The organism is Flavobacterium sp. (assembly GCF_044348915.1).
Lineage (GTDB): Bacteria > Bacteroidota > Bacteroidia > Flavobacteriales > Flavobacteriaceae > Flavobacterium.
This window is the reverse complement of record NZ_JBIKRX010000001.1, coordinates 35,506-59,337: the sequence shown is the minus strand read 5'-3', so window position 1 is coordinate 59,337 and position 23,832 is coordinate 35,506. Positions and strand designations below refer to the sequence as shown.

26 protein-coding genes, 1 tRNA gene and 1 pseudogene are annotated in these 23,832 nt (G+C 33.1%); 8 read left to right on the top strand and 20 right to left on the bottom strand.

Annotated elements, in window-relative coordinates:
- Positions 1 to 5: 5 nt before the first annotated feature.
- The 7 genes and pseudogenes from ACIQ1E_RS00300 to ACIQ1E_RS00270 all read right to left on the bottom strand — a co-directional run.
- Positions 6 to 95: pseudogene (locus ACIQ1E_RS00300) on the bottom strand (hypothetical protein); the annotation flags it as partial.
- A gap of 67 nt (positions 96 to 162) precedes the next feature.
- Positions 163 to 519 carry a type II toxin-antitoxin system HigA family antitoxin gene (locus ACIQ1E_RS00295; protein WP_396167653.1) on the bottom strand — a complete coding sequence of 119 codons (357 nt, stop codon included), beginning with the start codon at positions 517 to 519 and terminating at the stop codon, positions 163 to 165.
- 2 nt (positions 520 to 521) lie between these two features.
- On the bottom strand, positions 522 to 851 hold the full coding sequence (locus ACIQ1E_RS00290) for a type II toxin-antitoxin system HigB family toxin (RefSeq protein ID WP_396167651.1): 330 nt from the start codon (positions 849 to 851) through the stop codon (positions 522 to 524).
- Positions 852 to 937: 86 nt separating this feature from the next.
- Positions 938 to 1,810, bottom strand: coding sequence for a cation diffusion facilitator family transporter (locus ACIQ1E_RS00285; RefSeq protein ID WP_396167650.1), 873 nt, complete (start codon positions 1,808 to 1,810; stop codon positions 938 to 940).
- 69 nt (positions 1,811 to 1,879) lie between these two features.
- Positions 1,880 to 3,190 (bottom strand): UDP-N-acetylglucosamine 1-carboxyvinyltransferase, encoded by a 1,311-nt coding sequence (gene murA, locus ACIQ1E_RS00280; protein WP_396167648.1) that lies wholly within the window; start codon positions 3,188 to 3,190, stop codon positions 1,880 to 1,882.
- A gap of 80 nt (positions 3,191 to 3,270) precedes the next feature.
- Complete coding sequence (locus ACIQ1E_RS00275; protein WP_396167646.1) at positions 3,271 to 3,996, bottom strand: DUF4290 domain-containing protein; 726 nt, start codon at positions 3,994 to 3,996, stop codon at positions 3,271 to 3,273.
- A gap of 115 nt (positions 3,997 to 4,111) precedes the next feature.
- The gene (locus ACIQ1E_RS00270) at positions 4,112 to 4,408 is read right to left on the bottom strand and encodes a DUF493 family protein (protein WP_396167644.1); all 297 of its coding nucleotides are present in this window, start codon (positions 4,406 to 4,408) and stop codon (positions 4,112 to 4,114) included.
- Positions 4,409 to 4,834: 426 nt separating this feature from the next.
- Between ACIQ1E_RS00270 and ACIQ1E_RS00265 the strand changes: the two genes are divergently transcribed.
- The 5 genes from ACIQ1E_RS00265 to ACIQ1E_RS00245 all read left to right on the top strand — a co-directional run bounded on the left by ACIQ1E_RS00265 (position 4,835) and on the right by ACIQ1E_RS00245 (position 9,469).
- The gene (locus ACIQ1E_RS00265; protein WP_396167642.1) at positions 4,835 to 5,368 is read left to right on the top strand and encodes an AAA family ATPase; all 534 of its coding nucleotides are present in this window, start codon (positions 4,835 to 4,837) and stop codon (positions 5,366 to 5,368) included.
- Positions 5,369 to 5,450: 82 nt separating this feature from the next.
- Positions 5,451 to 7,343: an ATP-dependent DNA helicase RecQ gene (locus tag ACIQ1E_RS00260; protein ID WP_396167641.1), complete on the top strand. Its 1,893-nt coding sequence runs from the start codon at positions 5,451 to 5,453 to the stop codon at positions 7,341 to 7,343.
- Between the two features lie 45 nt (positions 7,344 to 7,388).
- Entirely contained in the window at positions 7,389 to 8,336 is a 948-nt protein-coding gene (gene fmt, locus ACIQ1E_RS00255) for a methionyl-tRNA formyltransferase (protein WP_396167639.1), read from the top strand.
- Between the two features lie 182 nt (positions 8,337 to 8,518).
- Positions 8,519 to 8,791 carry an HU family DNA-binding protein gene (locus ACIQ1E_RS00250; RefSeq protein ID WP_103804167.1) on the top strand — a complete coding sequence of 91 codons (273 nt, stop codon included), beginning with the start codon at positions 8,519 to 8,521 and terminating at the stop codon, positions 8,789 to 8,791.
- A gap of 117 nt (positions 8,792 to 8,908) precedes the next feature.
- The gene (locus ACIQ1E_RS00245; RefSeq protein WP_396167637.1) at positions 8,909 to 9,469 is read left to right on the top strand and encodes a YqgE/AlgH family protein; all 561 of its coding nucleotides are present in this window, start codon (positions 8,909 to 8,911) and stop codon (positions 9,467 to 9,469) included.
- Here ACIQ1E_RS00245 and ACIQ1E_RS00240 read toward each other — a convergent pair.
- Together ACIQ1E_RS00240 and ACIQ1E_RS00235 are read right to left on the bottom strand one after the other, a co-directional pair.
- Positions 9,466 to 10,305: an aminotransferase class IV gene (locus tag ACIQ1E_RS00240; protein ID WP_396167636.1), complete on the bottom strand. Its 840-nt coding sequence runs from the start codon at positions 10,303 to 10,305 to the stop codon at positions 9,466 to 9,468. The genes ACIQ1E_RS00245 and ACIQ1E_RS00240 overlap by 4 nt on opposite strands.
- 61 nt (positions 10,306 to 10,366) lie before the next feature.
- Positions 10,367 to 10,759 carry an START-like domain-containing protein gene (locus ACIQ1E_RS00235; protein ID WP_396167634.1) on the bottom strand — a complete coding sequence of 131 codons (393 nt, stop codon included), beginning with the start codon at positions 10,757 to 10,759 and terminating at the stop codon, positions 10,367 to 10,369.
- Between the two features lie 155 nt (positions 10,760 to 10,914).
- On the opposite strand from ACIQ1E_RS00235, the gene ACIQ1E_RS00230 reads away from it, so the two are divergent.
- A tRNA-Met gene (locus ACIQ1E_RS00230) sits at positions 10,915 to 10,988 on the top strand.
- 204 nt (positions 10,989 to 11,192) lie between these two features.
- Here the strand turns inward: ACIQ1E_RS00230 and ACIQ1E_RS00225 are convergent.
- From ACIQ1E_RS00225 to ACIQ1E_RS00185, 9 genes are all read right to left on the bottom strand, one after another.
- The gene (locus ACIQ1E_RS00225; protein WP_396167633.1) at positions 11,193 to 11,672 is read right to left on the bottom strand and encodes a hypothetical protein; all 480 of its coding nucleotides are present in this window, start codon (positions 11,670 to 11,672) and stop codon (positions 11,193 to 11,195) included.
- Positions 11,673 to 11,765: 93 nt separating this feature from the next.
- Positions 11,766 to 12,227, bottom strand: a complete 462-nt coding sequence (locus tag ACIQ1E_RS00220; RefSeq protein WP_396167631.1) for a hypothetical protein — start codon at positions 12,225 to 12,227, stop codon at positions 11,766 to 11,768.
- 245 nt (positions 12,228 to 12,472) lie between these two features.
- Positions 12,473 to 13,741, bottom strand: coding sequence for a tyrosine-type recombinase/integrase (locus ACIQ1E_RS00215; protein WP_396167630.1), 1,269 nt, complete (start codon positions 13,739 to 13,741; stop codon positions 12,473 to 12,475).
- A complete protein-coding gene (locus ACIQ1E_RS00210; protein ID WP_396167628.1) occupies positions 13,738 to 14,118 on the bottom strand; it encodes a hypothetical protein in 381 nt (126 codons plus the stop codon). The genes ACIQ1E_RS00215 and ACIQ1E_RS00210 overlap by 4 nt, the downstream gene beginning before the upstream one ends.
- 268 nt (positions 14,119 to 14,386) lie before the next feature.
- Entirely contained in the window at positions 14,387 to 14,647 is a 261-nt protein-coding gene (locus tag ACIQ1E_RS00205; RefSeq protein WP_396167627.1) for a hypothetical protein, read from the bottom strand.
- Positions 14,648 to 14,824: 177 nt separating this feature from the next.
- The gene (locus ACIQ1E_RS00200) at positions 14,825 to 15,175 is read right to left on the bottom strand and encodes a hypothetical protein (RefSeq protein WP_396167625.1); all 351 of its coding nucleotides are present in this window, start codon (positions 15,173 to 15,175) and stop codon (positions 14,825 to 14,827) included.
- Positions 15,176 to 15,177: 2 nt separating this feature from the next.
- Entirely contained in the window at positions 15,178 to 15,387 is a 210-nt protein-coding gene (locus tag ACIQ1E_RS00195) for a hypothetical protein (protein ID WP_396167623.1), read from the bottom strand.
- 104 nt (positions 15,388 to 15,491) lie between these two features.
- Positions 15,492 to 16,043, bottom strand: a complete 552-nt coding sequence (locus ACIQ1E_RS00190) for a hypothetical protein (protein ID WP_396167620.1) — start codon at positions 16,041 to 16,043, stop codon at positions 15,492 to 15,494.
- Between the two features lie 68 nt (positions 16,044 to 16,111).
- Complete coding sequence (locus ACIQ1E_RS00185; protein ID WP_396167618.1) at positions 16,112 to 17,617, bottom strand: hypothetical protein; 1,506 nt, start codon at positions 17,615 to 17,617, stop codon at positions 16,112 to 16,114.
- A 447-nt stretch (positions 17,618 to 18,064) separates the two neighbouring features.
- On the opposite strand from ACIQ1E_RS00185, the gene ACIQ1E_RS00180 reads away from it, so the two are divergent.
- Positions 18,065 to 18,655, top strand: coding sequence for a tyrosine-type recombinase/integrase (locus ACIQ1E_RS00180; RefSeq protein WP_396167617.1), 591 nt, complete (start codon positions 18,065 to 18,067; stop codon positions 18,653 to 18,655).
- 352 nt (positions 18,656 to 19,007) lie between these two features.
- Here ACIQ1E_RS00180 and ACIQ1E_RS00175 read toward each other — a convergent pair whose 3' ends face one another.
- Positions 19,008 to 20,438: a hypothetical protein gene (locus tag ACIQ1E_RS00175; protein WP_396167614.1), complete on the bottom strand. Its 1,431-nt coding sequence runs from the start codon at positions 20,436 to 20,438 to the stop codon at positions 19,008 to 19,010.
- Between the two features lie 233 nt (positions 20,439 to 20,671).
- Here ACIQ1E_RS00175 and ACIQ1E_RS00170 point away from each other — a divergent pair, with 233 nt between their 5' ends.
- On the top strand, positions 20,672 to 20,941 hold the full coding sequence (locus tag ACIQ1E_RS00170) for a hypothetical protein (RefSeq protein ID WP_396167612.1): 270 nt from the start codon (positions 20,672 to 20,674) through the stop codon (positions 20,939 to 20,941).
- A gap of 17 nt (positions 20,942 to 20,958) precedes the next feature.
- Here the strand turns inward: ACIQ1E_RS00170 and ACIQ1E_RS00165 are convergent, their stop codons facing one another.
- The gene (locus ACIQ1E_RS00165; protein WP_396167610.1) at positions 20,959 to 23,214 is read right to left on the bottom strand and encodes a LamG-like jellyroll fold domain-containing protein; all 2,256 of its coding nucleotides are present in this window, start codon (positions 23,212 to 23,214) and stop codon (positions 20,959 to 20,961) included.
- Between the last annotated feature and the right edge of the window lie 618 nt (positions 23,215 to 23,832).

Genomic DNA, 23,832 nt, shown 5'->3' with positions numbered 1-23,832 from the left:
AGGTTTCAAGAATAAGAAGGCTCAACATGAATCAAAACGTGGCCTAATTCAGGGATTTCTGTTCGTAAAGTATCTTTCAATAAATGCGAGATGTCGTGACCTTCGTTGTATTACCATAACGATAACGGAAATCCCTGAAAATCGGGGTGAATTGAAGTTTTGTTATGCGTTATGCAAAAATACTTCGGCAGGAATACTGAAATAATTTTTAAGTTTTTGCGCCATTTTCAAAGTAATTTCACGTTTGCCCGAAAGAATAGATGAGACGTGGCCTTTACTACCAATTATTGGTTCAAGATCTTTTGACTTCAAGCCCATTTCCTGCATTTTATATTTGATAACTTCCAAAACATCAAGTTCAGGCAATTCATAATGTTTATCATCATAATCTTTAACCAAAACCATAAGCAAATCTAACTCGTCACTTTCTAGTGTGTTAGGTTTGGCATGGAAAATTTCCATCAATCTCATTGAAGCTTTATTGTAATCTTCTTCTGTTTTTAATACTTTCCAGTTCATAGTTATAGCTTTTTATAATTTAGGATTGCTGTGTCAAAAGCAATAGTTTCCACATTAATCTTGTCATATTCTTTATGAGTTCCAAACCAAATCACATAGCAAGCAGTTTGTAAAAAGTTTATTGAAACCACTAAACGAAAATCATTCCCTTTTATATTGACAACAACTCGTTCATTGTTCACAATACTTGCATTTCCATAAACACGTTTAAGCTCGTTGAAATTGCTAAAATCCAGTTTTGAAAATTCATTATACCAAATTAACAATTGAGTTTTTGCAATTGGATATTTTTCAGTATAAAATAGAATCGTTTTCTTTACAAGGATTTTCATGCCACAAATTTAATTAAAAGTTTTCAATTTGCAAACTTTTAATTAGATTTTAAGCTCTAATAAAGTAATCTTAAGTAAAAAAATTCTTAAGAATAAGAAGGTTCAATATGAATTAAAACGTGGCCTAATTCAGGGATTTCTGTTCGTAAAGTATCTTTTAACAAATGGGAAATATCGTGACCTTCACGCACTGTGATATTGGCATTGACACTGGCATGTAAATCCACATGGTATTTCATGCCTGCTTTTCGAATAAAACATTTTTCCGTACTTTCCACACCTTTCACTTGCATTGAAACCTTTCGTATTTCGATCACCAAATCATCATACAAATGTTCATCCATAATCTCTCCTAAGGCAGGTCTGAAAATTTTGTAACTGTTGTAAAAAATAAATCCAGAGGCAAAAAGAGCGGCTAAATCATCGGCTGATTCATAGCCTTTTCCAAAGAACAATGCGATAGAAATCCCAATAAATGCCGCAACCGAGGTAATGGCATCGCTTCGATGATGCCAAGCATCCGCTTTCAAGGAGGTGCTATTCGCTTCTTTGCTCCTTTTCATCACAACGCGAAAAGAATATTCCTTCCATAAAATGATAGTTCCGAGAATAATTAGTGTCCAAGAAGCCGGCAATTCGTGAGGAGTTCCAATATTGATTATACTTTCATAAGCAATAATTGTTGCCGAAGTAATCAAAAAACCAACCACTAAGAAAGTTACTAAAGGTTCGGCTCGACCGTGGCCATAAGGGTGGTTTTCGTCAGCAGGTTTGTTTGAATATTTGATTCCGAATAAAACTAATAGCGATGAAAAAATATCAGTAGTAGATTCGATAGCATCAGCTGTCAAAGCATACGAATTACCAAAATAACCAGCCAATCCCTTAATCAAGGCTAATAAAGTATTGCTTACAATACTGAAATACGTGGCCTTTATGGCGGTTTGTTCGTTTGACATACTGTCTTATATAAAAACCTCAAAGGTTTAAAAAAACCTCTGAGGTTTAGCATTTTTTTATTGAATGAATTATGCTCTTACAATTTTGGCTCCAATAGCTCTCAATCGTTCATCGATTCGCTCGTAACCTCTATCTATTTGTTCAATATTTTGGATGGTACTCGTTCCTTTGGCTGAAAGTGCGGCAATCAACAACGAAATTCCGGCACGAATATCTGGCGATGACATTGTTGTTGCTTTGAGTTGCGATTTGAAATCGTGTCCAATGACTACAGCTCTATGTGGGTCACACAAAATGATTTTTGCTCCCATATCTATCAATTTATCAACGAAAAACAAACGGCTTTCAAACATTTTTTGATGAATCAGGACATCCCCTTTACATTGGGTAGCCACCACCAAAACGATACTTAATAAATCGGGCGTGAATCCCGGCCAAGGTGCATCTGACACGGTAAGAATAGAACCATCGATATCGGTTTTTACTTGATAACCATCTTTATGAGCAGGAATATAAATATCATCTCCTACTTTTTCTATAGTAATTCCAAGTTTTCTAAATACGTTTGGAATCAAACCAAGGTTTTCCCAACTGACATCTTTGATTGTAATTTCGCTTCTTGTCATTGCGGCAAGTCCAATCCAGCTCCCTATTTCAATCATATCGGGCAGAATTCCATGCACACAACCACCCAGTTTTTCAACCCCTTCGATAGTCAGTAAATTCGAGCCAATACCTGAAACTTTAGCGCCCATGGCATTCATCATCTTACACAATTGTTGCAGATAAGGTTCACAAGCAGCATTGTAAATAGTAGTCGTTCCTTTGGCTAAAACGGCAGCCATAACTATATTCGCTGTTCCCGTAACCGATGCTTCGTCAAGCAACATATCAGCTCCAACCAATCCATCCGGAGCTTCAACTCCGTAAAAATGGTCCTCACGATTGTAACGGAATTTTGCACCAAGATTGATAAACCCTTCAAAATGGGTATCTAATCTTCTACGTCCTATTTTATCACCACCTGGTTTAGGAATATATCCTTTGCCAAATCGAGCCAAAAGTGGACCAACAATCATAATCGAACCTCTTAGCGAACCGCCTTCTTTTTTGAAAGCTTCTGTTTCAAGGTATTTTACATTGACTTCATCGGCCTTAAAAGTATAAGAACCTGGCCCGTTTTTTTGGATTTTCACTCCTAAATTCCCTAGGAGCGTAATCAACTTATTGATATCGATAATGTCTGGAATATTATTGATAGTCACCTTTTCATCGGTCAATAATATAGCACACAATATTTGCAAAGCTTCGTTTTTTGCTCCCTGTGGAGTGATTTCACCTTTTAGAGAAACACCGCCTTCTATTTTGAATATTCCCATTTTTTTCGAGGTTAGAAGTTAGAAGTTAGAAGTTAGAAGCTGTCCATTGACAAACTCATAACTCATAGCTCATAACTGTTTTACAAAGATTTTCTGTTTTGGTTTTTGTGAACTTGGTTCGATTTACCCGGCTTGTTATTTTTGTTGCTTTGAATTTTAGGTTGTCCAGCTGGGGTAATTTTATTTGACACTCTTTTATTGGTGCGCAACAAATCTGTTGTTGTTAGGAGCTCTTCAGTGCTTTGAAGCATATCCAATTTTCCTCCTGATAATTCATACAAGTGTTCAAAGATTACATCGTCTTTGACCGTATCTTTATTCCAACTCAAATAGGATTTTTTCATGTGGTTGGCAATAACTTTTACCAATGCACTTTTCATTTCCCCCTCTTCCCATTTATTAGCAACATCAATCATGTATTTGATATTGTTTCCGTAAAATCGGTATTTTGGGAAATTTTGCGGATACTGTAAAACGTCAGGTTTCAACTGCAAAACCTCACGAGTAGGCACCGGATAAGGAGATTCTACATCTAATTTGAAATCGGACATAATAAAAATCTGATCCCATAATTTGTGTTGAAAATCTGGCACATCTCGTAAATGAGGATTCAAACTTCCCATTACTTGTATAATGTACTTAGCTGCTTTATTGCGCTCGTCTCTATCTTCGATAAGAGTGGCCTGATCTATCAATTTTTGCAAATGACGTCCATATTCTGGAATAATTAAATGAGGTCGCTCCGCATTATATTCCAAATTAAAAACGACATCGTTTGCCACTTCTTTTATATATTTTGTATTCATATGTAGATAATATTTTTTTATAGGAATATGTAATTGCTTCGCCTGTTCTCTGCGCTCGGGTCGTAAATATCTTCATCGATGTTTGGATCACATTTCCGTTATGCTCATTTCATATTTATAGGGAAATAATACCTTCAATAGTAGACAGTTCAATGTATTTATCAATCACTTCTTGAGAATTTTTCATCTGGACATCAACCGAAACGCTAGTGAATTTGCCGGTTTTTGACTTAGTGGTTTTTATTACTGCTCCCAAGCAATCAAAAGAGTCCTGCACTCGAAGAATATTTTCTGTATTTGTCGGCACAATAAATTTAAACAAATACAAAGAGGGCCAAGAGGTACTCAAATCCAACTCCTTTTTCAATCTTTCATAAAACTCTCGAGCTTCATTTTCTTTTTCTGTAGCCATTCTAAATTAAAATAAAAGCAAATATACAGTTTTGGAATTACATTTAAGATTTTAGTCCCGAAATTTCCAGGGCAAACGCATACTTTTTTTTGCCACTAATTACACAAATTAACACAAATCTAAATATCAAAACAGGTAAGTTTTAATAATTAATCACACTAATTCTCATTTTTTTTGGAAATTCGAGTAATTTAAAAATTGAAATTTGTGCCAATTCGTGCAATTCGTGGCTGTTTTTTATAAATTTTTAACAAAGTGTGCGTTTGCCCTGCCGAAATTTCGGGAGCAGATTTTGGGTTGAATCTTATAGAAAAACAAATTTACATTTGACTTTTACTAGTTTAGAAAACAAACCAACGCATAAGTTGGCAAAATCTTTCCAATTCCGAATAACTTTAGGTAAATTTGCGGCTTATTTTGGATAACGTGAGCAAAGAAATTATAGTCATCATCGGCGGACCAGGCACTGGCAAAAGTACTATCATCGATGGATTGGTAGCAAAAGGTTTTTGTTGTTATCCTGAAATTTCAAGACAAGTAACCTTAGAAGCCAAAAAACAAGGCATCGAACAGTTGTTCCTTGAAAATCCATTGCTTTTCAGCGAATTACTTCTTGAAGGCAGAAAGAAGCAATACACAGACGCTTCAGATGAAAAACAGGAGATTGTTTTTATCGATCGCGGAATTCCAGATGTTCTAGCCTATATGCACTATATTGGCGATAGTTATCCTGCTCATTTCGACTTGGCTTGTCGCGAAAATGTGTATACAAAAATTTTCATTCTTCCGCCTTGGGAAGAAATCTATGTAAGCGATGAAGCCCGTTATGAGAACTTCGAACAGGCCAAACTCATTCATAATCACCTGGTAGAAACCTACAAAAGTTACGGCTATGAACTAATAGAAGTTCCAAAAGACAGCCTTGATAACAGAATTTTATTTATCTTAGACCAAATTTAGTAAATTGTTTAAAGTTTAAGATTTAAGGTTATTTAACTTAAATTCGAGCCCGAACTTTAAACTTTAAACTTTAAACCGAAAGATGCAAGAAGCATTAGCAATTCTTCAAAAATACTGGAAACACGACACATTTAGGTCGCCGCAAGACGAAATTATCAATTCGGTTTTAGACGGCAAAGACACTTTTGGCCTAATGCCAACTGGCGGCGGTAAATCAATCTGTTTTCAGGTTCCTGCTCTGATGAAAGACGGAATATGTTTGGTGATTTCACCCTTAGTCGCCTTAATGAAAGACCAAGTGCAGCGATTGCAAGATTTGGGCATCAAAGCAATTGCCTTGACTGGCGGAATTCAATCAGACGAAATGATTGTCCTTCTAGATAATTGCGAATTTGGCAATTATAAATTCTTGTATTTATCTCCTGAACGTTTGCAATCCGATTGGATTTTGGAACGTATCAAAAATTTACCAATCAATCTCATTGCCATTGATGAAGCGCATTGTGTTTCGCAATGGGGACACGATTTTCGACCAGCTTATTTGAAAATTGCCAATCTAAAAACTCATTTTCCAAAAGTTCCCTTTCTAGCCTTGACCGCTTCGGCGACGAAGACGGTACTTGACGATATCATTCAGCAATTGGGATTAGAAAATCCTGCAGTATTCACGAAATCATTTGCTCGAAAAAACATAGCGTATATGGTTTTTGAAGTAGAAGATAAATTGTATCGTCTGGAGCAAATCCTGAAGAAAAACCAACAACCTTCTATTATATATGTCCGAAATAGAAAATCCTGTTCCGACACCGCCTCGCAGCTACAATCTTTAGGCTTCAAAGCTACTTTTTATCACGGTGGACTATCCATAAAGGAAAAGGAGAAAAACATGAACCTTTGGATGAATGAAGAAGTCCAGATTATGGTTTCGACCAATGCCTTTGGCATGGGAATAGACAAATCGAACGTAAAAACAGTGATTCACATTCACTTGCCAGAAAGCATGGAAAGCTATTATCAAGAAGCAGGACGGGCCGGCAGAGATAACGAGAAAGCTTTTGCCGTGCTACTCACGAGTAAATCCGATAAAATTCAAGCGCAAAGTCAGTTTATCAACGTTTTGCCTGACAAAACCATTCTTACGCAAATCTATATTAAATTGTGCACCTATTTCCGCATTGCGTATGGCGAAGGCATCAACGAACAATTTTCATTCAATCTGAACCATTTTTGTCAAAAATATGGATTTCCAACCTTGAAAACCTTCAATGCGATTCAGTTTTTAGACCGTCAAGGCATTTTGAGTTTGTCTCAAGAATATTCCGAAAAGATTACGATGCAATTTATAATCGAATCCAAGGAAGTTATTCGCTATATGAGTCTAAACCCACATGAAGAATCTATCATCTTGTCGCTACTTCGAACGTATCCAGGAATATACGAATCACAAACTGCCATTAATTTACCTTTAATGGTAAAAAAATCGAATTGTGAGGAAACCCTAATCCTCGCTACTTTCGAAAAACTGCAACGTATGGAAATCATTGACTATCATAAAAAAACAAATGATGCCACGATTATTTTCAACGAAGTCCGAGAAGACGAAAGAACTATAAACCGTGTTTCGAAATACCTTGAAAACCAAAACAAACAAAAAATAGCCCAATTCGAATCGGTTTTACATTATACCAACGACAAGAAAAATTGCAAAAGCAAATTGATATTGGAATACTTCGGCGAAAAAACCGAAAACGATTGTGGAATATGTTCCTATTGTATTACCAAAAAACGAAAACCAAGCGACAATTCGCCTATTGCAGAGAAAATCCTTGCCTTGCTAAAAATTCAAGACTTGAATTCGAGAGAAATTCAAAAACTGACCAAAATAAGCGAAGACGATATTATCTTTGCACTGCAAAATTTATTAGAAAATAATAAAATTGCTATAAAATCTAACAATAAATATTCACTTAAATAAGAGGAGATTGCTTTGCTTCGTGCCTCGCAACTCCTCACAATGAAAATGGAAAAATTAAGAATCGTATTTATGGGAACGCCAGAATTTGCCGTGGGCATTCTAGACACCATAATCAAAAACAACTATACTGTAGTAGGTGTCATTACCGCAGCCGACAAACCAGCAGGTCGAGGTCAGAAAATAAAATATTCCGCTGTAAAAGAATATGCGTTAGCCAATAATCTAACTTTATTACAGCCCACTAATTTGAAAGACCCAGGCTTTCTATCCGAACTAGAAGGGTTAAATGCCAATTTACAAATCGTTGTTGCTTTCAGGATGTTGCCTGAACTGGTTTGGAGAATGCCTACATTAGGAACATTCAACCTTCACGCTTCCCTCCTACCCAATTACCGCGGAGCAGCACCCATCAATTGGGCTATAATTAATGGTGATACAAAAACGGGAGTAACTACTTTCTTTATAGATGACAAAATTGATACTGGCGCTATGATTCTTAGCGCTGAAACAGAAATTGGTGCTGAAGAAAATGCTGGACAATTGCATGACCGTTTAATGCTGTTGGGAAGCCAAACTGTAATAGACACTTTGACCTTGATCGAAAAAGGAAATGTTAGCACTATAATACAAAAAGAAAATCCAGAAATAAAAACCGCATACAAATTAAATAAAGAAAATTGCAAAATCGATTGGTCCAAATCGGGAACGGAAATTTATAATTTAATACGAGGTTTAAGCCCCTATCCGTCTGCTTGGTGTTTTTTCCAGGATAAAAACGAAGAGTGGAATGTAAAAATTCACGAAGCAAAATTGATTTTAGAAAGCCACAATCATAGTCCGGGAAGTCTGATTTGCGGTAAAAAAGAAATGCTAATTACAGTCCATGGCGGGTATATTCAGGTCATTAGCCTTCAATTTCCAGGAAAAAAGAAGATGAATATAGGAGAATTACTAAACGGAATGACTTTTTCTGAGGCTGCAAAAGTGGTTTAGACCAACAAAAGCGGGTGTTTTCGGGCTGTTTTAGAAGAATTTACATTGGTTTATGAACAAAAAAAACAAGTTATTAACAAAATAAGCTAAAAATAATCAAAACACTTGTAAGGGAAGTTATTCCTACTAATTTTGTTACTATTAACAAATTTTTTTTAACCAACATTTAATAACTTAAAATTATGAACAAATCAGAATTAATCGACGCTATCGCTGCTGATGCAGGAATTACAAAAGCTGCTGCTAAACTAGCTTTAGAATCTTTTTTAGGAAACGTAGGTAGTACTTTGAAAAAAGGTGGAAGAGTATCTTTAGTAGGTTTCGGATCTTGGTCAGTTTCTTCAAGAGCTGCAAGAGATGGTAGAAATCCTCAAACAGGAAAAACAATAAAAATTGCTGCTAAAAATGTAGTGAAATTTAAAGCTGGAGCTGAATTAGAAGGAGCTGTAAACTAATTAAAGCTTTCGTAAAATAACATTAAACCTTCCTCTGGAAGGTTTTTTTTTGCATTTTATCGAAAATATTTGGTTTCCTCAGGCAATATTTACTAAATTTAGTTAAAAATAAGACCTATGATTTCAGAAAAATTAAAAAAAGGGAAATTACTGATTGCAGAGCCTTCTATAATTGGAGATTTGTCGTTCAATAGGTCCGTAATTTTACTAGCGGATCACGATAAAAAAGGGTCTGTAGGTTTTATTATCAATAAACCATTAAAATACACCATTAATGATTTGATTCCTGACATCAAAGCCAATTTAAAAATATACAATGGTGGTCCAGTCGAACAAGACAATCTCTATTTTATTCATAACGTACCCGATTTAATCCCGAATAGCATTGAAATATCTAATGGTATATATTGGGGCGGAGAATATGAAATCACCAAAGGCCTTATCAATGAGGGTAAGATAAACAAGAATAATATTCGTTTTTTTCTAGGATACACGGGTTGGGACGAAGATCAGCTAGAATCTGAAATGGCCGAAAGTTCCTGGATTGTTGCCAAAAACAACTATGAAAACAAAATACTTGGAAAATCGTCTAGCCACTTTTGGAAAAAACAAATTATGGAGCTAGGTGGCGAATACTTACTTTGGGTGAATGCACCCGAAAACCCTTCTTACAACTAATTCAAACTGACCATTTCGTTTAATTTCTGCAGCATTTTTTTAGAAAAATCTGTTGTAAATTCCTTTTTACGGTATTTCGTAATTGGTTGAATACCCTTTATCACATTAGTAATAAACAATTCATCCGCTTTTTGCAGTTCGAAAGGCGAGATTGCAGCTTCAATTACTTCCAAATTTTCGATCGTTCGAGCCAAATTCAAGATTTGTTTTCGCATCACCCCATTCAAACAACCTTCAGAAACTGGCGGTGTAACCAACATTTTCCCTTTGAGCATAAATAAATTAGCCTGCAAAGCTTCGATTACATTCTTACTATCATTCAACAACAAACAATTATCTAAACCATTTTCGCTGGCATAGATACTTGCTGTGATATTGAGTATTTTATTCGTTGTTTTTATTGCCGAAAGCAGCTGTTTCGCCACATAAAAATCGGTATACAAATCAACAACGTACTCTTTTTCAACAATAGAATAGGTTGTATTATCCAACTTCTCAACCTGAATTAAATAGGAAACCGAATTGTTCTGCGGCAGATAATAACCACCATCGTTGCGATAAACTGTAATTCGCGCGCGCGAAGAATCTTCGAGATTGTTAACCTTGGCCAATGTAATGATTTGTTCTTCAATAAATTCCATCGTAAAATTCATCGGAATCTCCATTCGAACAATTCGCATAGAAGACATCAATCTAAAATAATGGTCTTCCAAAAAGAGAATTTTAGAATTTACTATTTTAACTGTTTCAAAAACAGCATCTCCGTACAAAAATGCACGATTTTGAGTCAACAAACTTGCGTCAGTAGACACAACAGCTCCATTAAAATTTATCATAAAAATCAAAAAAAAGTCCCGATTAAATCGGGACAAATATAAGCTATAAAATACAATTTCACTAAACCGAACCTATTACGTGTTTAAGATCTGAAATTTGGTTTTCCCAAAGAAGCTTCGCTTCGTCCATTTCACTTTTATCCGCAAAATCAATAACCATCAAAGAAACGTCTTTTGTAATTTCGTCTACTAAAATCCCGAGTTCAAAATAGTACTCTGTGTCTTTATTATTTTCGTCCACCCATTTGAATCGAACTTTCTCTCCTGACTTTTTGGATGCAAGTCTGGCTTTTTCTTCTGAATCATTCCAAATGAAGGTAAAAAACTCTCCACGAGAATTGACATTATCTGCAAACCACTCTGACAAGCCCGAAGACGTCGAAATATATTGGTACAACAATTGGGGCGACGAGTTTATAGGAAATTCTATTTCGTATCGTATTTTTGAATCCATTAGTCAGAATTAATTTTTTGGAAAAGTATAGAATATAAACCCAAAAAAAAAGTCTTTTTAAAAATATTTTTTTTTATTTAATATATGCTTGTAACCTCTAATTTAATTTTTATATTTGCACCCGCAATGAAAGATGGTTTACATCTTAAAATTTTGGCGAGATAGCTCAGTCGGTTAGAGCGCAGGATTCATAACCCTGAGGTCCCGAGTTCAAATCTCGGTCTCGCTACTAAAGTAAAACCCCTAACACCAAAGTGTTAGGGGTTTTTTAATGGATTTTAATGACTAATAAAACACTACCTCCATTCTTCTGCGTGAGGAAACTGCGTGAGGAAGAATTTTTTTGAACAAAAACAAAAAAACCTCAGATTTTTACCTGAGGTTAATTCAAATTATCATTGCGATTGGAGTTAATACAAAAAAAATAATGTCTCTACCAATCGTCTTTTGCTTTTTCTTTCTTGGAAAATAAATTAAGATAGTGTTTATGTAGAACCTCAGTCATATTATATCCCCAGAGTGCGGCTCTTATAGAACCGTCCTTTTTTATTAGTACGGCTTCTAGGGATAATAAATCATCGGGTAAAGAAGAGACACCTCCTAAGTCCAAGGATATTTGCATTGGAATTATCTTAATATTGAACATTGTCACTCTATATCTTCCTTGTTTTTGTTCAATTTTAAATTCGGCTATTTGTTCACGTAAATTTTTATCGTTGAAATTTGTTCTTTTTAATTTTCCAGTTGTATCAGTTATAAAATCTAATTTAAGATTCTGCTTAAGATTGTTTACATCTAATGAATCTTCATAAATCCATTGCCAAATTAATGTACCGTTGTCAACTTTAAAATTAGGGTTTTGAGCATTTGCAAATGCATTGGAAAGTAATAATAAAAATAATATTTTTTTCATAAGTTATTAATTGGGACTAAATCAAATATAACATACAATTTACTCAATTATATTTTGAGTATATGTTGGTAATATAATTAGTGGTGAAAAAGTTTATTCTGATATAAATTCAAATTCTGAATTGGTAAATAGTTTTGCGAAATTTAACATGGAGTTAAATTGGTCTTTCAAAATTGAACCACTCATGCCTTTATTGATAATTTTCGAATATTCTTCGTCTATACCAACTAAATTAGTATTTATACGTGATTTTGCCATACCTGTTATTGTAATTAAATTATCTTTTGCAATAATCTTTAGATAAAAAATACTCGATTCATTTTCAGTAAGTTTTGGACTTGTTGTCATAATCAGATATTCTTCATCTCTTTTTTCAATTGAAAGGTCATTATCTATGATTGTTTGCCCAACTAGTTTATAATTAACTTCTTTAGTATTAGAATTTTTAATTAAAATCTTCCAGGTATTTTTCGGGGGTTTACCTATTGAATTAGTTTGTGCGGTTGCAAAAAATGCATTTACAAGCAGTATTAATAAAAAAAATATTTTTTTCATAATTATAAATTTAGGATTCCTACAAATATAAACTAAAGAAATTAATTTAGAGCTAGACATGTTATTCAAAGTAGAATAACCTTTTTTATTATTATCAACGCTAAACAAGGTAGTATTACCTTAAAACAAAAACTCTTGCCGATCTACAAAACAGAGGGATTAAAAGGATTTTTCTGAACTACCATAAAAAAACCTCAGATTTCCATCTGAGGTTCATTCAAATTTAAATTTTGTACAACTCGTACTTATGGTTTATTCTTTCCAAATACCCGAACATTAAGTGCTGCTTTTTCAATTGAAGACAATAGTTTGGGGTCTAAATAATACTTCTCTAGTACCCCATTTGTAGAATGAGACGTAATTAGTCCGGTTTCATCTCCCATTTCTACTTTAACCCAGCTAATAAATGTTTTACGAAGGTCTTTAAGACTTAAATCCACTTCCACGCCAGCACCAATTCTATAATGAGTAAATGCTTTACTTATGATGTCCATCATGGTTTCAGATTTTTCATAACGCTGAGGATACAAAATGTACTCGCCTGTGTTACGTTTTTCTTCAAAACCTAACTCATATAGAAATTCTAGTAAGTCCGCATTAATTGGAATGAACTTATAAACCAACTCCTTTTTCATAATCCTTGATACCTTCAAATTTACTATTCTGAAAAATAAATGATTGTCCGGGGTTTTAAATATATTATTCCATCGCATATTAAGAACTTCCTCTCTTCTGCCACCTGACAATAAAAATAATTTGAACCCATCCTTCAAATAAGGTCGATATAAGTTTTTCCTCTCTCCTCTACCTCCCAAAACAGAATATGGGGTGTAAGTATCAATTGAATTTAAAATTGCTTCAAACTGGTCTTGATTTATTGTTTGAATATCAGACTGCGGAACATACTTCCTAACGTACTTTCTAAATGGGTTCTTCATCTCTACTTCTTCAACCTCAATTAAGAAATCAAAAAACGTTTTCAAGCCAGCCAAACATTTATTGAATGTCTTAGGTGCGTAATGTTCTTCAGCCCAAACATAAAAATCAGCCACATCCTGTTGGGAAACATCAACGATTCTCATCCTCTGAATGTCATATTTCTGCTTTAATGAATTGGCAAAGAATCTGCAGAAACGAAACATTTCATCAATATGACCCTTGGTAACATTCTTTCTAAGGTGAGCGTACTCAGATTCTCCCCTTAAATAATAGTCAAATTTCATAATTGCACCTGTAACAGAATAATCATTTCCTTCGTCTACTTTCGGTTTTATCGTTTCATAACCGTTTGACTTGAGTTCTTTTTCAAACTCGATGGTTTCTGCAACCGCATCCTCATAGTTGGTAGCGGATAACATTTTGGATTTAATATCTTTATCTGTACCTGGAACGTGAACTCTGACCCTATATATTATCCTATCATGATGATTACATTTTGGGTTATCAACTCTGCACTTTTTACAGAATAGTTTTAATCCTTTATATGGATTCTTTGGAAGTTTTAAAACACTCATACTAATAAGGATTTATAACGCTTATCATCTGATTTACTTCTCAAACTCACTTTAGTCATTGGAATACGAGGTGTTGATTCCTCTATCTCCATCACCATTAATTCATATAAGGTATCGTCTTTGCAAGCACGGCGATATATTTCCTTCCACTTTTGTGGATGCTTCATTCTAAGACTGTTTACATACGGTCTATCGAATACTAAATCAAATTCGATTTGATAAACAAAATTTTCCTTAGCAAGGCGATGTTTTTGAATTCCATTCTTTTTTAACCATCTACGTGTGGCTAATTCATCCTTGTAATTTAATTCTGCTGCAACTTGTCTTAATGTCAATCTTGGTTGACTTTTTGAAATTGTAGATTCTACTTCTTCCATTTTGTATCAACTCCCCTTTTCTCTTTTTTTTATCACAGGGAGCGAGAATTATTCTTATAAGGTCATATCTAGACCATCGATTTAATTCATTGAATTCATCTTATTTTGTATAGTTTCAATGGTTAAAATTTAGTTATTAGAGCTAATGTATGCTAGTTTGAATTACCGGTCAAGCAGTTACAACCAAAATTTGAATTTTTGAATTAACTCTTTTTATAAATCATAAAAAAGAGGGTTTTCCTATACCACCCTCAAGGTCAACAACAAATTAAAAAACAACATTAATTAGTTCCCCATTTTTATGTGTACTGCAACTACAAAAACCATTATACTCTAAATTATCAACAGAAAATTCAGTAATATCAATATCTCCGTTCAAGACATCACCACCATAATCGCTGCTAAATTTTGATTGGATTTTTTCATACAATTCTTCAATTGAAGCATCCTCAATTAAATAATTTTTAGGAATTTTGAACGATTGTTGTACTATTGCTGCAGTAGCAATTTCAAATGTAATAGTTATCATTTCCATACTTATATTAAGAGTTCCCTATATCACTCTCGAGGTTTTAGGATTTTAATTGAGTGACATGGTCCTGGACACTCTTTCAGGTAATAAAATCTTAAAATACCCCCCAAACCTAAAATTTAGAAAATCAAGAAAATAAATTTTATCGAGGTAAGGGGAGTAAATTAAACCCAGCTACATTCTTTCAAAGCGGTGGTTAGCAAGCATCCTTTCATCTCTGCAAACTGATGCTTTAGAGAATTCATTAGAATATGAACTCATCTCAACTTCATAAGATTCCAACCTATTGCTGCAAAAATCATAAAGGTCTTCCCATTCATAAGTAAATGTATCGTCCTCATAGATTTCGTAGTTTACTTCCTTCATTAGAATATGAATCATTTCATATTCATGATAGATTACTCTATTGGAATCTGTTTCAATTCCCATTACTGCATTGTCAAATTTTGTTTCAAAAAACATTGAATTTGAAAACTGCTCTCTTAATTCTTGGACGCTTTTGTCCGGGTACACTGCTAATGCCATATTTAAAAATTTAATTGATTACGTTGCTTTAATTTTAATTTTGTAAGTCGTTCTAATTGTTCTTTAGAACCAAATTTTGTCCCTGTTTTCTCTGATTCAATTAGATATTCAATCAACTGCTTGTTAAAGACCTTTTCCATCTTTTTTTCATTCCTGTAATTCCTTGAGGTATTCATTCTTTTTACCCTCCTTTTTTTGGCAATTTTTCTCATGTCTCTTTAGTTTTAAAATTGTTGTTTCATTGTTACAGATTTTTTGATATATTTTTTGATTCAAAAAAAGGGGATTCTGCAACCCCTAAAATTATCAGATAATATTACAACCTCATTTCTTTAATCATTACGTCTCTCAATTCTTCATAAGCGTTAGACATAAATTTAGTATTACTTTTTAATTTCTCTAAATCATCACCTAAGTCTTGAGTTCCTCCCATATAAACAGTCAATTCAGAACGCACATAACCAGGTCTGTAAAATGGTGCTCTTGCAATAACGTACTCAACTTTCTCACCGCTTTTAATTACCCTTTTAGTAATACCCAGTTTAACATCCATGTTTAGAAAACATCTCGCTTGAATCATTTCAGTTTCTATGTCTACCAATTTATCTATTATCTGTCTGAATTCTAAACTCCTGATAATTCTTGAGTACTCTTGTTTATTATTGATTAATTTTTCTTGAACCGTCTCTTTGATTGAGGAATTTATATGATTTGCTGCAACAGAACTTCCCTTTGATTTTGTTAATTTAATTTCATCTATGTTAAACTTCAAGATTTCATCTATATCCATAAACATCTCGAACGAACTTTTCTTTCCAAACCCTTCTACTAAATCGGTAAAAACGCCCTTTGCAATATTATTTTTCATAATTGAATTCTTTTGTGGGTACAAAGATATAAATTAAAATATCATTGTTACAAATATTTTGATATTTTTTAATTTTTTATTTTTAAATAGCCCCAAATCTCCTCTATATCTATCTCTATTGTATCCATTGGGTCTTGAATTACTTTAACAATAACTCCAGGTTCTATCCCTGTAACTAAATTTAAACTTTGCTTTAAAATTGGAGTAACTACTTCAGAATATTGTTCTTCAATCAGAATCGAATCATGGATAGTCATAAAAGGAACATCAGGTAATCGTTCATTTACAGCTTTACAACCCACTCTTAAAAATAAATAGGATTCTGACCTTTGAAGTAGAATTGCAACCGCAGCTTTAAAACTTTTTAAATTATTTAAACTCTCAATGAACAAATTGATGTTGGGAAAGTGTTTTTTGAATTGTTGAATCAAGACAATTTTATCTCTTTTCATTAGATTCTTTAAGTTGAGTATTAACATTACGTCGTTTTTTACCTTTCGAAGTTCATAATCACCGTTCAAACAAGTATTATTAAGATGTGAATAGAATCCTTCATTGAAAGGTAGATTACGATAGGATTGTATTTCATTACAATTATCTAAAGTGCCAGACATAAAGTACTTCGGGTAACCTTCTTTATTATTATATAGGGAATTACCAATCAGAGAAGTAATATCAGTAGTAGATTTAGAAACTATGTAATTAAGTTGATTGTATAATTGAGGATAGATACTAGTAAGACTAAAATCATTACTAATACCACCGGTAAAGAAACTATCAGTAAGAATAGAACCCAGCACGTACGGTTGAGAACTTTTCAAATCCACTTCAACTAATCTATTACCATTTATTCTAAGATAGTACCTAAGTTCTCTATAAAGCGTTGTGACAACAGAATTCAACCTATGATTACTTTTAGATACCGAAGTTCTAAAACTCTTCTTTTGAATTGAACGAATCTTAGAGTTCATATCTTTAATAGTATCATTAACCCTATTAGTCATTTCAAATTTATCACCATCAAATTTATCCACTCTGTCAAGTAGTAATGATTTAAGAGTAGTAACGTAATTCAACACTTTAGAATCAATCGTAATATCAGATTCGTATTTATCAAAGAGAAATTGGTAGGTCGATTTGAAGTCCTCATATTTTTCAATTCCTTCCTTTTCATATCTTAATAACCTTTTCTCAGCATTTGAACCTAATACAACCCATCTTTCGCCGGGGTTTAAAAATAGTTCATCATTTAACTTGTAGGACATAGATTTTATACCGGGTTGGTATTTCGTATTTTCAATTAGAATGACTTCTGAAGAATGGGAATCTTGACCCATTAGAAGACGTTTAACCTTTCCAAATCTGTTTCGTGTAATTTTGTTTATCTCGACATTATTAATGGATTTAAAACCTTCAAAACCAATTGTTGCCTTGAGATATTTTTTGGAAGGATAAAGAAATGAAAGTACCACATACGTGGCATCAATCAGTTCTTTAATGTAAGTGTCTTTACCCTCGATTTTTGAGAATAATTGCTTATAATTAATGTTTGATGGGATTCTAATTTGTTTCAAAGGTTTACTTTTTTTTTAAAATATAAACATTGAAATGAAATTTATAAAGTCTAAACCAGCATTTATTTTTAGTCGTATTTCTTAGGTAGGTTTTAGTATTTCTTTATCGTAAGAGACACATATATAATTTGAATCTCTGTTTCATGTGAAATTGTCGATACCGATACCGCAACCTCAAATTATTTCACAAATTTAGAATACTAATTCACTGTTGGGATATTGACCACCACGTGAAGTGGAAGGAGTTTTAATTATTCCATGAGATGAGTTGCTTACACTTTAAGTATGAAGTATAAGCAACCAAAATCAGTCAATCATAGTGCCAATAAGGGTTGCAACGATATTGGAATAGTGTGGTGAAAATTTAGCTTTTTCTTAGCTATAAAAATGCGGCAAAGTATAAGTTGCTGCGGTATTTTTAGCGTAGTAACTTTAAATTTAATCATCATGTCATTAAAAGGACAAAAAACAACAACCACATCTTTAGATTGGGACATATTCAAATCATTAATTTCAAAATTGGAGAGAGACAAAAATTACAAGTACTGTCTTTTGATTTCAACAGGAGTTTTCACGGGTCTAAGAATCTCAGATTTGTTGCAGCTTCGATTTTCTCAATTTGAAGAAAACGAATACCTAATAATAGTAGAACAGAAAACAAAGAAGACCCGAAAAATCAAAATCAACCCCGACTTGAGAAGTATAATCTCAAGAATCAAAATCCAAATGGGTGTAACAGATAATAACCAATACATCTTTGTTAACCGATACGGAACTAAACCAATTGACAAATCATGGGTCAACGTCAACTTGAAAATGATATTTAAACAATACGGTGTCGAGTGTGAGGGGAATATAAGTTCACACCTGTTCAGGAAAACATTGGGGAATCGTGTGTTGAAGTTAAATAACTTCTCCAACGAATCGGTGATGCTTCTGATGGAGTTGTTTGGTCACAGTTCGATTTCAATTACCAAAAACTATTTGGGAATCCGTGAACGTGAAGTAATGTCTGTATATGATAGTTTAAGAATTTAATGGGGTAATATTTCTGCTGCACTTTTAAGTTAAATTAACTGATGGTTTAGCGCAATTGCGCATGGACCTATGATGAAAACTTAATCCGCAAATTACCCCCTCCGCCCTTCTCCACTGAAGTCTCTCCTCCCTCAGGTATCCCCGGCCTATATAGCCAAAATTCCTTGTTTAAAAAGAGGGGACGATTCTAAAGGTGAAATATTTTCCAGAATTTTTTCTGCAGATTGACTTTTTTTGTAATACTCTGTTTGAAAAATTTTTGATTTTTTGACTATAAATGAGAAAGTTGTCAATTGACAACTTAATCAACTAATGACTTCCTTCAAAAAATATAAGATAACACAAATTTTTATCATTTCGACCCTATAAAATTAGATTTTTCAACCATATGTTTTATGTAATCCTCAAAATGTTTTACATGTATAATTTTATAATTTAGATTGTCTGTGAAGGGTTCTACAATATCAAAATGGTACTTTTTATCATGGTATTTGTCATTGTCTACTACATAAATCATCTCAATATTATTTGTTAAACATTTAACAAGCTTTCTATTATCTCGTTGTATTATTTTTTCTAATTCATTTGCTCCACCGAAGAAATCTCTTGATTCAAAATGCTGTATACCTTGACATTCAATCGACATATTATAATCAGTGAGATAAAAATCTAAACTCTGCTTACCCAACCATCCAAACCTTTTTTGTTTTTCATGCCGTATGTGTAATTCATTCAAATATCTACTCACTTCTTTTTCTAGCTTACTTTCATTACAAATTGGGCATCCACAACCACTTAAATGACTAAAGGCTTCTTGCCAAAATTTATGTTCACATTTTTTACATTTAATATGAATTTTGGTTTTAGCAGTTACATATTCTGTTAAATATTCATATTCGTTATGAAATGCTTTATTTAGAAATTCCTCATTGCTAAGACGATTTTTTAACCCTCCTGATTCGTTGCCGCACAAAGGACAACCTTGTCCGCTTAGATGTTTATTTGGAGTTTTAGAAAATGGGCCGTGTTCTTTCCCTGTTACACCATCAATCTTGTGACAAATTATAGTAACATTAGTAGATGAATCTTTATAGTCAACTAATGAATAATCATATATTGGATTCCCAAAATCATCTTTATAGACTTCTTTTGATTTGTCAATAAAAAAACTCTTATCCATAAAATGTCCTGAACATTTAGGACAATTTTTACCTTTTATATGGTTAGCTGGTGTCTGCCAAAACTCACCATGTTCTTTACAAATAATACAAACTTTAGAACTATTTTTAACGTAAATCACCTTAGAGTAATCATATCTATCACCATGAATTTCTTTTGTCTTTACTATCCATTCATTGGTATTATATCTATGTACACCACTACATTTGGGACAGCCTACTCCATTTAAATGACCATCAGGTGCTTGAGAAAATACACCATGCTCAGGACACAGAATATCTACCTTTACTTTTGCTGCTTTATATTCAACTATTGAATAATCATACTTTTTGTTATGAATAACATTAGCTCTTTTTATAAAAATTTCCTGATTCATGAAATGTTTTGAGCATTTAGGACAATTTGCTCCACTTAGATGACTGTATGGGACTTGCCAAAATTCATTGTGCTTTTCCCCTGTAACATCATCAGTTTTATTACAAACAATACAAACCTTAGTTTTAGAATTGACATATTCAACTTTAGAATAATCGTATTTGTCCCCGTGGGTATTTATTGATTTTTCTATAAATTCAGTCATTCTTGATTGAATATTTTCACTCATTACTTCAGCATTATATTGAAATTATAGATAACATAATTCTTCCAAAAATATAAATTATTTGTGTGTACTCAAAAACATTTTGTTTAGCATTAATATTAGATAGTCTTAGGATATTTATTGTAAAACAACAATATGAAAACAGACAAAAAACCTCAAAAAACACGAACGGTTATAATCTTATCTGAAAGTCAGGTCGAAAAATTAATAACTGAATTAGTTAAACCGCTGCGACCATGATTCAAGAAACAAATCAATCCAACGTAAAGAAAGACGATTTGATGTTCCATTTCGAACCTGAGATAGGTGAGAACACAATGGACATAAATGAAGATGTGAAACAATACGTGAATAACTTCTTTAATAAACTTTGTAACGACTACGATACCAAACCTAATTCTATTGGACTTGTTGGTGATGTTTCAACTTTGGTTAAAATTGTTGGAAGATTGGTGCAAGACTATGAAAAATACAAAGGTTTGAATGAGGAGTTTACTCCAATTTAGTAATTAAATTAAAAGTTTTAATTTCTGTAACCAGTTCCCTCACACTTTTGACATTTTCCAAGGGAGCGTCCATCACCATTAGAGTTACACTTACGACATAAAACCCAACCAGACCATTTTTTACATAAATAACAACTTTCTTTTTCATTAGTACCCCAATTCATCAAATTACCACCACATTGAGGACAAATAACCATCCCAAGTCTAATTTCGTTGTGATTTCTTGGTATTTCTCCTTTTTTATATCTTACAACCTGAGGTTTAGAACAATCAGAACATTGACCAGTACCTCGACAATCAAAACATTTTTGATTTTGAATTTGGTTGCTTTTTGTAGAATTGTTAGACTTAGCAGAGATGTTTTTATTGCTAGAATTTCCACTTCTCATAAAAGCAGCGAATGCTTCCAAGTTTTTGGATTCTGATGATTCTTTTTTAGAATTAGTTTCAACGATTTTATGTCTTGGCGCTTCTTTTATTAGAGAATTATCCTTCCATTCTCCGAAATGTACTGAACCACTTGGATAAATATACGCACCCTGTCCATTTGCTTTACCATTTACCCATTCTCCTTCATATTTAGAGCCGTCAGGCCATGTGTTTATTCCATATCCTTCTTTTGAATTATATTTCCATTCTCCCTCATATTTTTCTCCCTTTGAATCAGTTTGTACCCCTTGTCCACTCATGTAACCATCTATAAATTGTCCAACATATTTCGTTCCGTCTTTTATAGAGTATGTTCCTTGTCCATGTTTTTTATCATTTTGCCATTCACCATCATATTTTGAACCATCAACATCAATTAAGATTCCATTACCATGTCTTTTGCCATCTTTATGTTGTCCAACATATATTGAACCACTTGGCCAAGTAAATGTTCCTTGTCCATTTGGTTTATCATCTCTAAACTGTCCTACGTATCTTGAACCCCTTGACCAAGTGTAAGTTCCTTGACCATTGTGTAGGTCTCCCTTCCATTCTCCTTCATATTTATCGCCATTAATATCTGTTAAAATTCCATTACCGTTCTTTTTACCATCACTAAGTTGTCCCTCATATTTTGAACCATTTGGATAAGTGTATATTCCTAATCCATTAGGTTTATCATCTTTCCATTCTCCATCATATTTTTCACCAGTTGTCCAATTATATGTTCCTTTTCCATTGCGATACCCATTAAATGTTTCCCCTTCATAAATCGTTACTGCCCCATTACTGTTATAATATTTCAGAATACCCTTACCATTTGCCAAACTGTCCTTACAATTACCAGACCAAGAAACTGAGATGACGTCAGGATAATTAGTGAGTACAATACACCCATTATCGGATATTATTTCTTTTAAATTCAATGATTTAAAATCTATGGAATTTTCATTTTTTTTGTTAATCAAAAGATTCGTTGATATAACATTTTGTTGAGGGTTTTTATCACCTAAATCTTTCGAAGTTGACTCAATATTATTCCCAAGTTCTCCAGGATTTAAAATTTTGGTTGTTGAGGAATTAATAATATTAGAAATTTTATTGGAATTATCTGAAAATAAGTTGCTAATTTCTTCTTCAGTCAGAGCTCTATTCCATATTGCAGCGTCGTCAATCATTCCAACTGTATAATAACTAGAACCTTCGACAAATTGCCTCCCAAATACTGCATTATATTTCTTATCAATCCCAACTCCCATATTGTATGGGGTTGTTGCAGTTTGTAGTCCATCAACATAGAAATTTATTGATGTCCCATCATAATTCATCAATAAATGATGCCATTGAGTATGAGGTAAATCGGTTATGTTTGGACTTTGGACTTGTTGACCCCATTTGAGTATACCGTTTATATTAGCAGAAAAATGAGGGTTATTTCCTTGAAAAGTTGACAACCCAAATCCATATCCGCTATCAAAACCTCTAGAAAAATAATATTGTAAACATCCCAAATTACAATTCGTATTTGAATTCAGGCCTGTTGATTTTACCCATATACTTACAGCTAATTTATTGGAAGCATTTATTGCAGACAATGAATTTAATTCTATCCAATCACTCCCACTAAAATTATATGCTTTATTATCATTGCCAAACCTATCGGTTGTTAACGTTGCTCCGTGAACTGAACCATTATTTCCATTCCCACTCTCGTCATTAGCATTGCCATTAAATGGCCAATAGCCAACCAAACCTTTTGAAGGAATATTTGAAGGTATTTGAGCAAAATTTATATGAGCCGTTAATGTAAATCCGATGGCTAATAAAAGTAATTTAATTTTCATGGCATTCGTTTTTAGGTTCAAAATAAAATAACTATCTATTATTTTTATAACAATTTAAAAAATCGTCGTATTCAATTATTTTGAGGCATAAATATAAGTTTTTTTATATCATGATATTTCTCGACACATATTGAAATTGACAATTAGCATAATGTAATGGCTTACTAAATAAAAATTATTATGGATTCAGAAACACAAAACAATAATAATAGTCAATTGATTCTAAACTATGAAAAAGAAAAATGCCAAAACTAAGAGTTTACTTTAATTTAATTTTTTGTTAAAATTGAATAAGGTGTTAACTAAACAAATAAAAAACACAAATCCATAATGATTAATTTTAAATATAATAGTTAAATCATTATATATCAATTAGTTATACCTTTTGTTGCGTGAGGAAACTGCGTGAGGACGACTCTGAAAAACATCTGATTTTGTAGAAAAAACCAACGTATTTATTGGGTTTACAGACGAAAAAAGAATCAATTATCGATTCATAACCCTGAGGTCCCGAGTTCAAATCTCGGTCTCGCTACAACAACAACAAAACCCTTAAACATCAATTGTTTAAGGGCTTTTTTTTTATTAAAAGTCACTCTTATTTTTGATGAATGGTGT

What these genes read in the sequence shown, in the direction of transcription:
- ACIQ1E_RS00295 (WP_396167653.1), bottom strand. Translation starts at nt 519, where the DNA reads ATGAACTGGAAAGTATTAAAAACAGAAGAAGATTACAATAAAGCTTCA.
- ACIQ1E_RS00290 (WP_396167651.1), bottom strand. Translation starts at nt 851, where the DNA reads ATGAAAATCCTTGTAAAGAAAACGATTCTATTTTATACTGAAAAATAT.
- ACIQ1E_RS00285 (WP_396167650.1), bottom strand. Translation starts at nt 1,810, where the DNA reads ATGTCAAACGAACAAACCGCCATAAAGGCCACGTATTTCAGTATTGTA.
- murA (WP_396167648.1), bottom strand. Translation starts at nt 3,190, where the DNA reads ATGGGAATATTCAAAATAGAAGGCGGTGTTTCTCTAAAAGGTGAAATC.
- ACIQ1E_RS00275 (WP_396167646.1), bottom strand. Translation starts at nt 3,996, where the DNA reads ATGAATACAAAATATATAAAAGAAGTGGCAAACGATGTCGTTTTTAAT.
- ACIQ1E_RS00270 (WP_396167644.1), bottom strand. Translation starts at nt 4,408, where the DNA reads ATGGCTACAGAAAAAGAAAATGAAGCTCGAGAGTTTTATGAAAGATTG.
- ACIQ1E_RS00260 (WP_396167641.1), top strand. Translation starts at nt 5,451, where the DNA reads ATGCAAGAAGCATTAGCAATTCTTCAAAAATACTGGAAACACGACACA.
- fmt (WP_396167639.1), top strand. Translation starts at nt 7,389, where the DNA reads ATGGAAAAATTAAGAATCGTATTTATGGGAACGCCAGAATTTGCCGTG.
- ACIQ1E_RS00250 (WP_103804167.1), top strand. Translation starts at nt 8,519, where the DNA reads ATGAACAAATCAGAATTAATCGACGCTATCGCTGCTGATGCAGGAATT.
- ACIQ1E_RS00245 (WP_396167637.1), top strand. Translation starts at nt 8,909, where the DNA reads ATGATTTCAGAAAAATTAAAAAAAGGGAAATTACTGATTGCAGAGCCT.
- ACIQ1E_RS00240 (WP_396167636.1), bottom strand. Translation starts at nt 10,305, where the DNA reads ATGATAAATTTTAATGGAGCTGTTGTGTCTACTGACGCAAGTTTGTTG.
- ACIQ1E_RS00235 (WP_396167634.1), bottom strand. Translation starts at nt 10,759, where the DNA reads ATGGATTCAAAAATACGATACGAAATAGAATTTCCTATAAACTCGTCG.
- ACIQ1E_RS00225 (WP_396167633.1), bottom strand. Translation starts at nt 11,672, where the DNA reads ATGAAAAAAATATTATTTTTATTATTACTTTCCAATGCATTTGCAAAT.
- ACIQ1E_RS00220 (WP_396167631.1), bottom strand. Translation starts at nt 12,227, where the DNA reads ATGAAAAAAATATTTTTTTTATTAATACTGCTTGTAAATGCATTTTTT.
- ACIQ1E_RS00215 (WP_396167630.1), bottom strand. Translation starts at nt 13,741, where the DNA reads ATGAGTGTTTTAAAACTTCCAAAGAATCCATATAAAGGATTAAAACTA.
- ACIQ1E_RS00210 (WP_396167628.1), bottom strand. Translation starts at nt 14,118, where the DNA reads ATGGAAGAAGTAGAATCTACAATTTCAAAAAGTCAACCAAGATTGACA.
- ACIQ1E_RS00205 (WP_396167627.1), bottom strand. Translation starts at nt 14,647, where the DNA reads ATGATAACTATTACATTTGAAATTGCTACTGCAGCAATAGTACAACAA.
- ACIQ1E_RS00200 (WP_396167625.1), bottom strand. Translation starts at nt 15,175, where the DNA reads ATGGCATTAGCAGTGTACCCGGACAAAAGCGTCCAAGAATTAAGAGAG.
- ACIQ1E_RS00195 (WP_396167623.1), bottom strand. Translation starts at nt 15,387, where the DNA reads ATGAGAAAAATTGCCAAAAAAAGGAGGGTAAAAAGAATGAATACCTCA.
- ACIQ1E_RS00190 (WP_396167620.1), bottom strand. Translation starts at nt 16,043, where the DNA reads ATGAAAAATAATATTGCAAAGGGCGTTTTTACCGATTTAGTAGAAGGG.
- ACIQ1E_RS00180 (WP_396167617.1), top strand. Translation starts at nt 18,065, where the DNA reads ATGTCATTAAAAGGACAAAAAACAACAACCACATCTTTAGATTGGGAC.
- ACIQ1E_RS00175 (WP_396167614.1), bottom strand. Translation starts at nt 20,438, where the DNA reads ATGAGTGAAAATATTCAATCAAGAATGACTGAATTTATAGAAAAATCA.
- ACIQ1E_RS00170 (WP_396167612.1), top strand. Translation starts at nt 20,672, where the DNA reads ATGATTCAAGAAACAAATCAATCCAACGTAAAGAAAGACGATTTGATG.
- ACIQ1E_RS00165 (WP_396167610.1), bottom strand. Translation starts at nt 23,214, where the DNA reads ATGAAAATTAAATTACTTTTATTAGCCATCGGATTTACATTAACGGCT.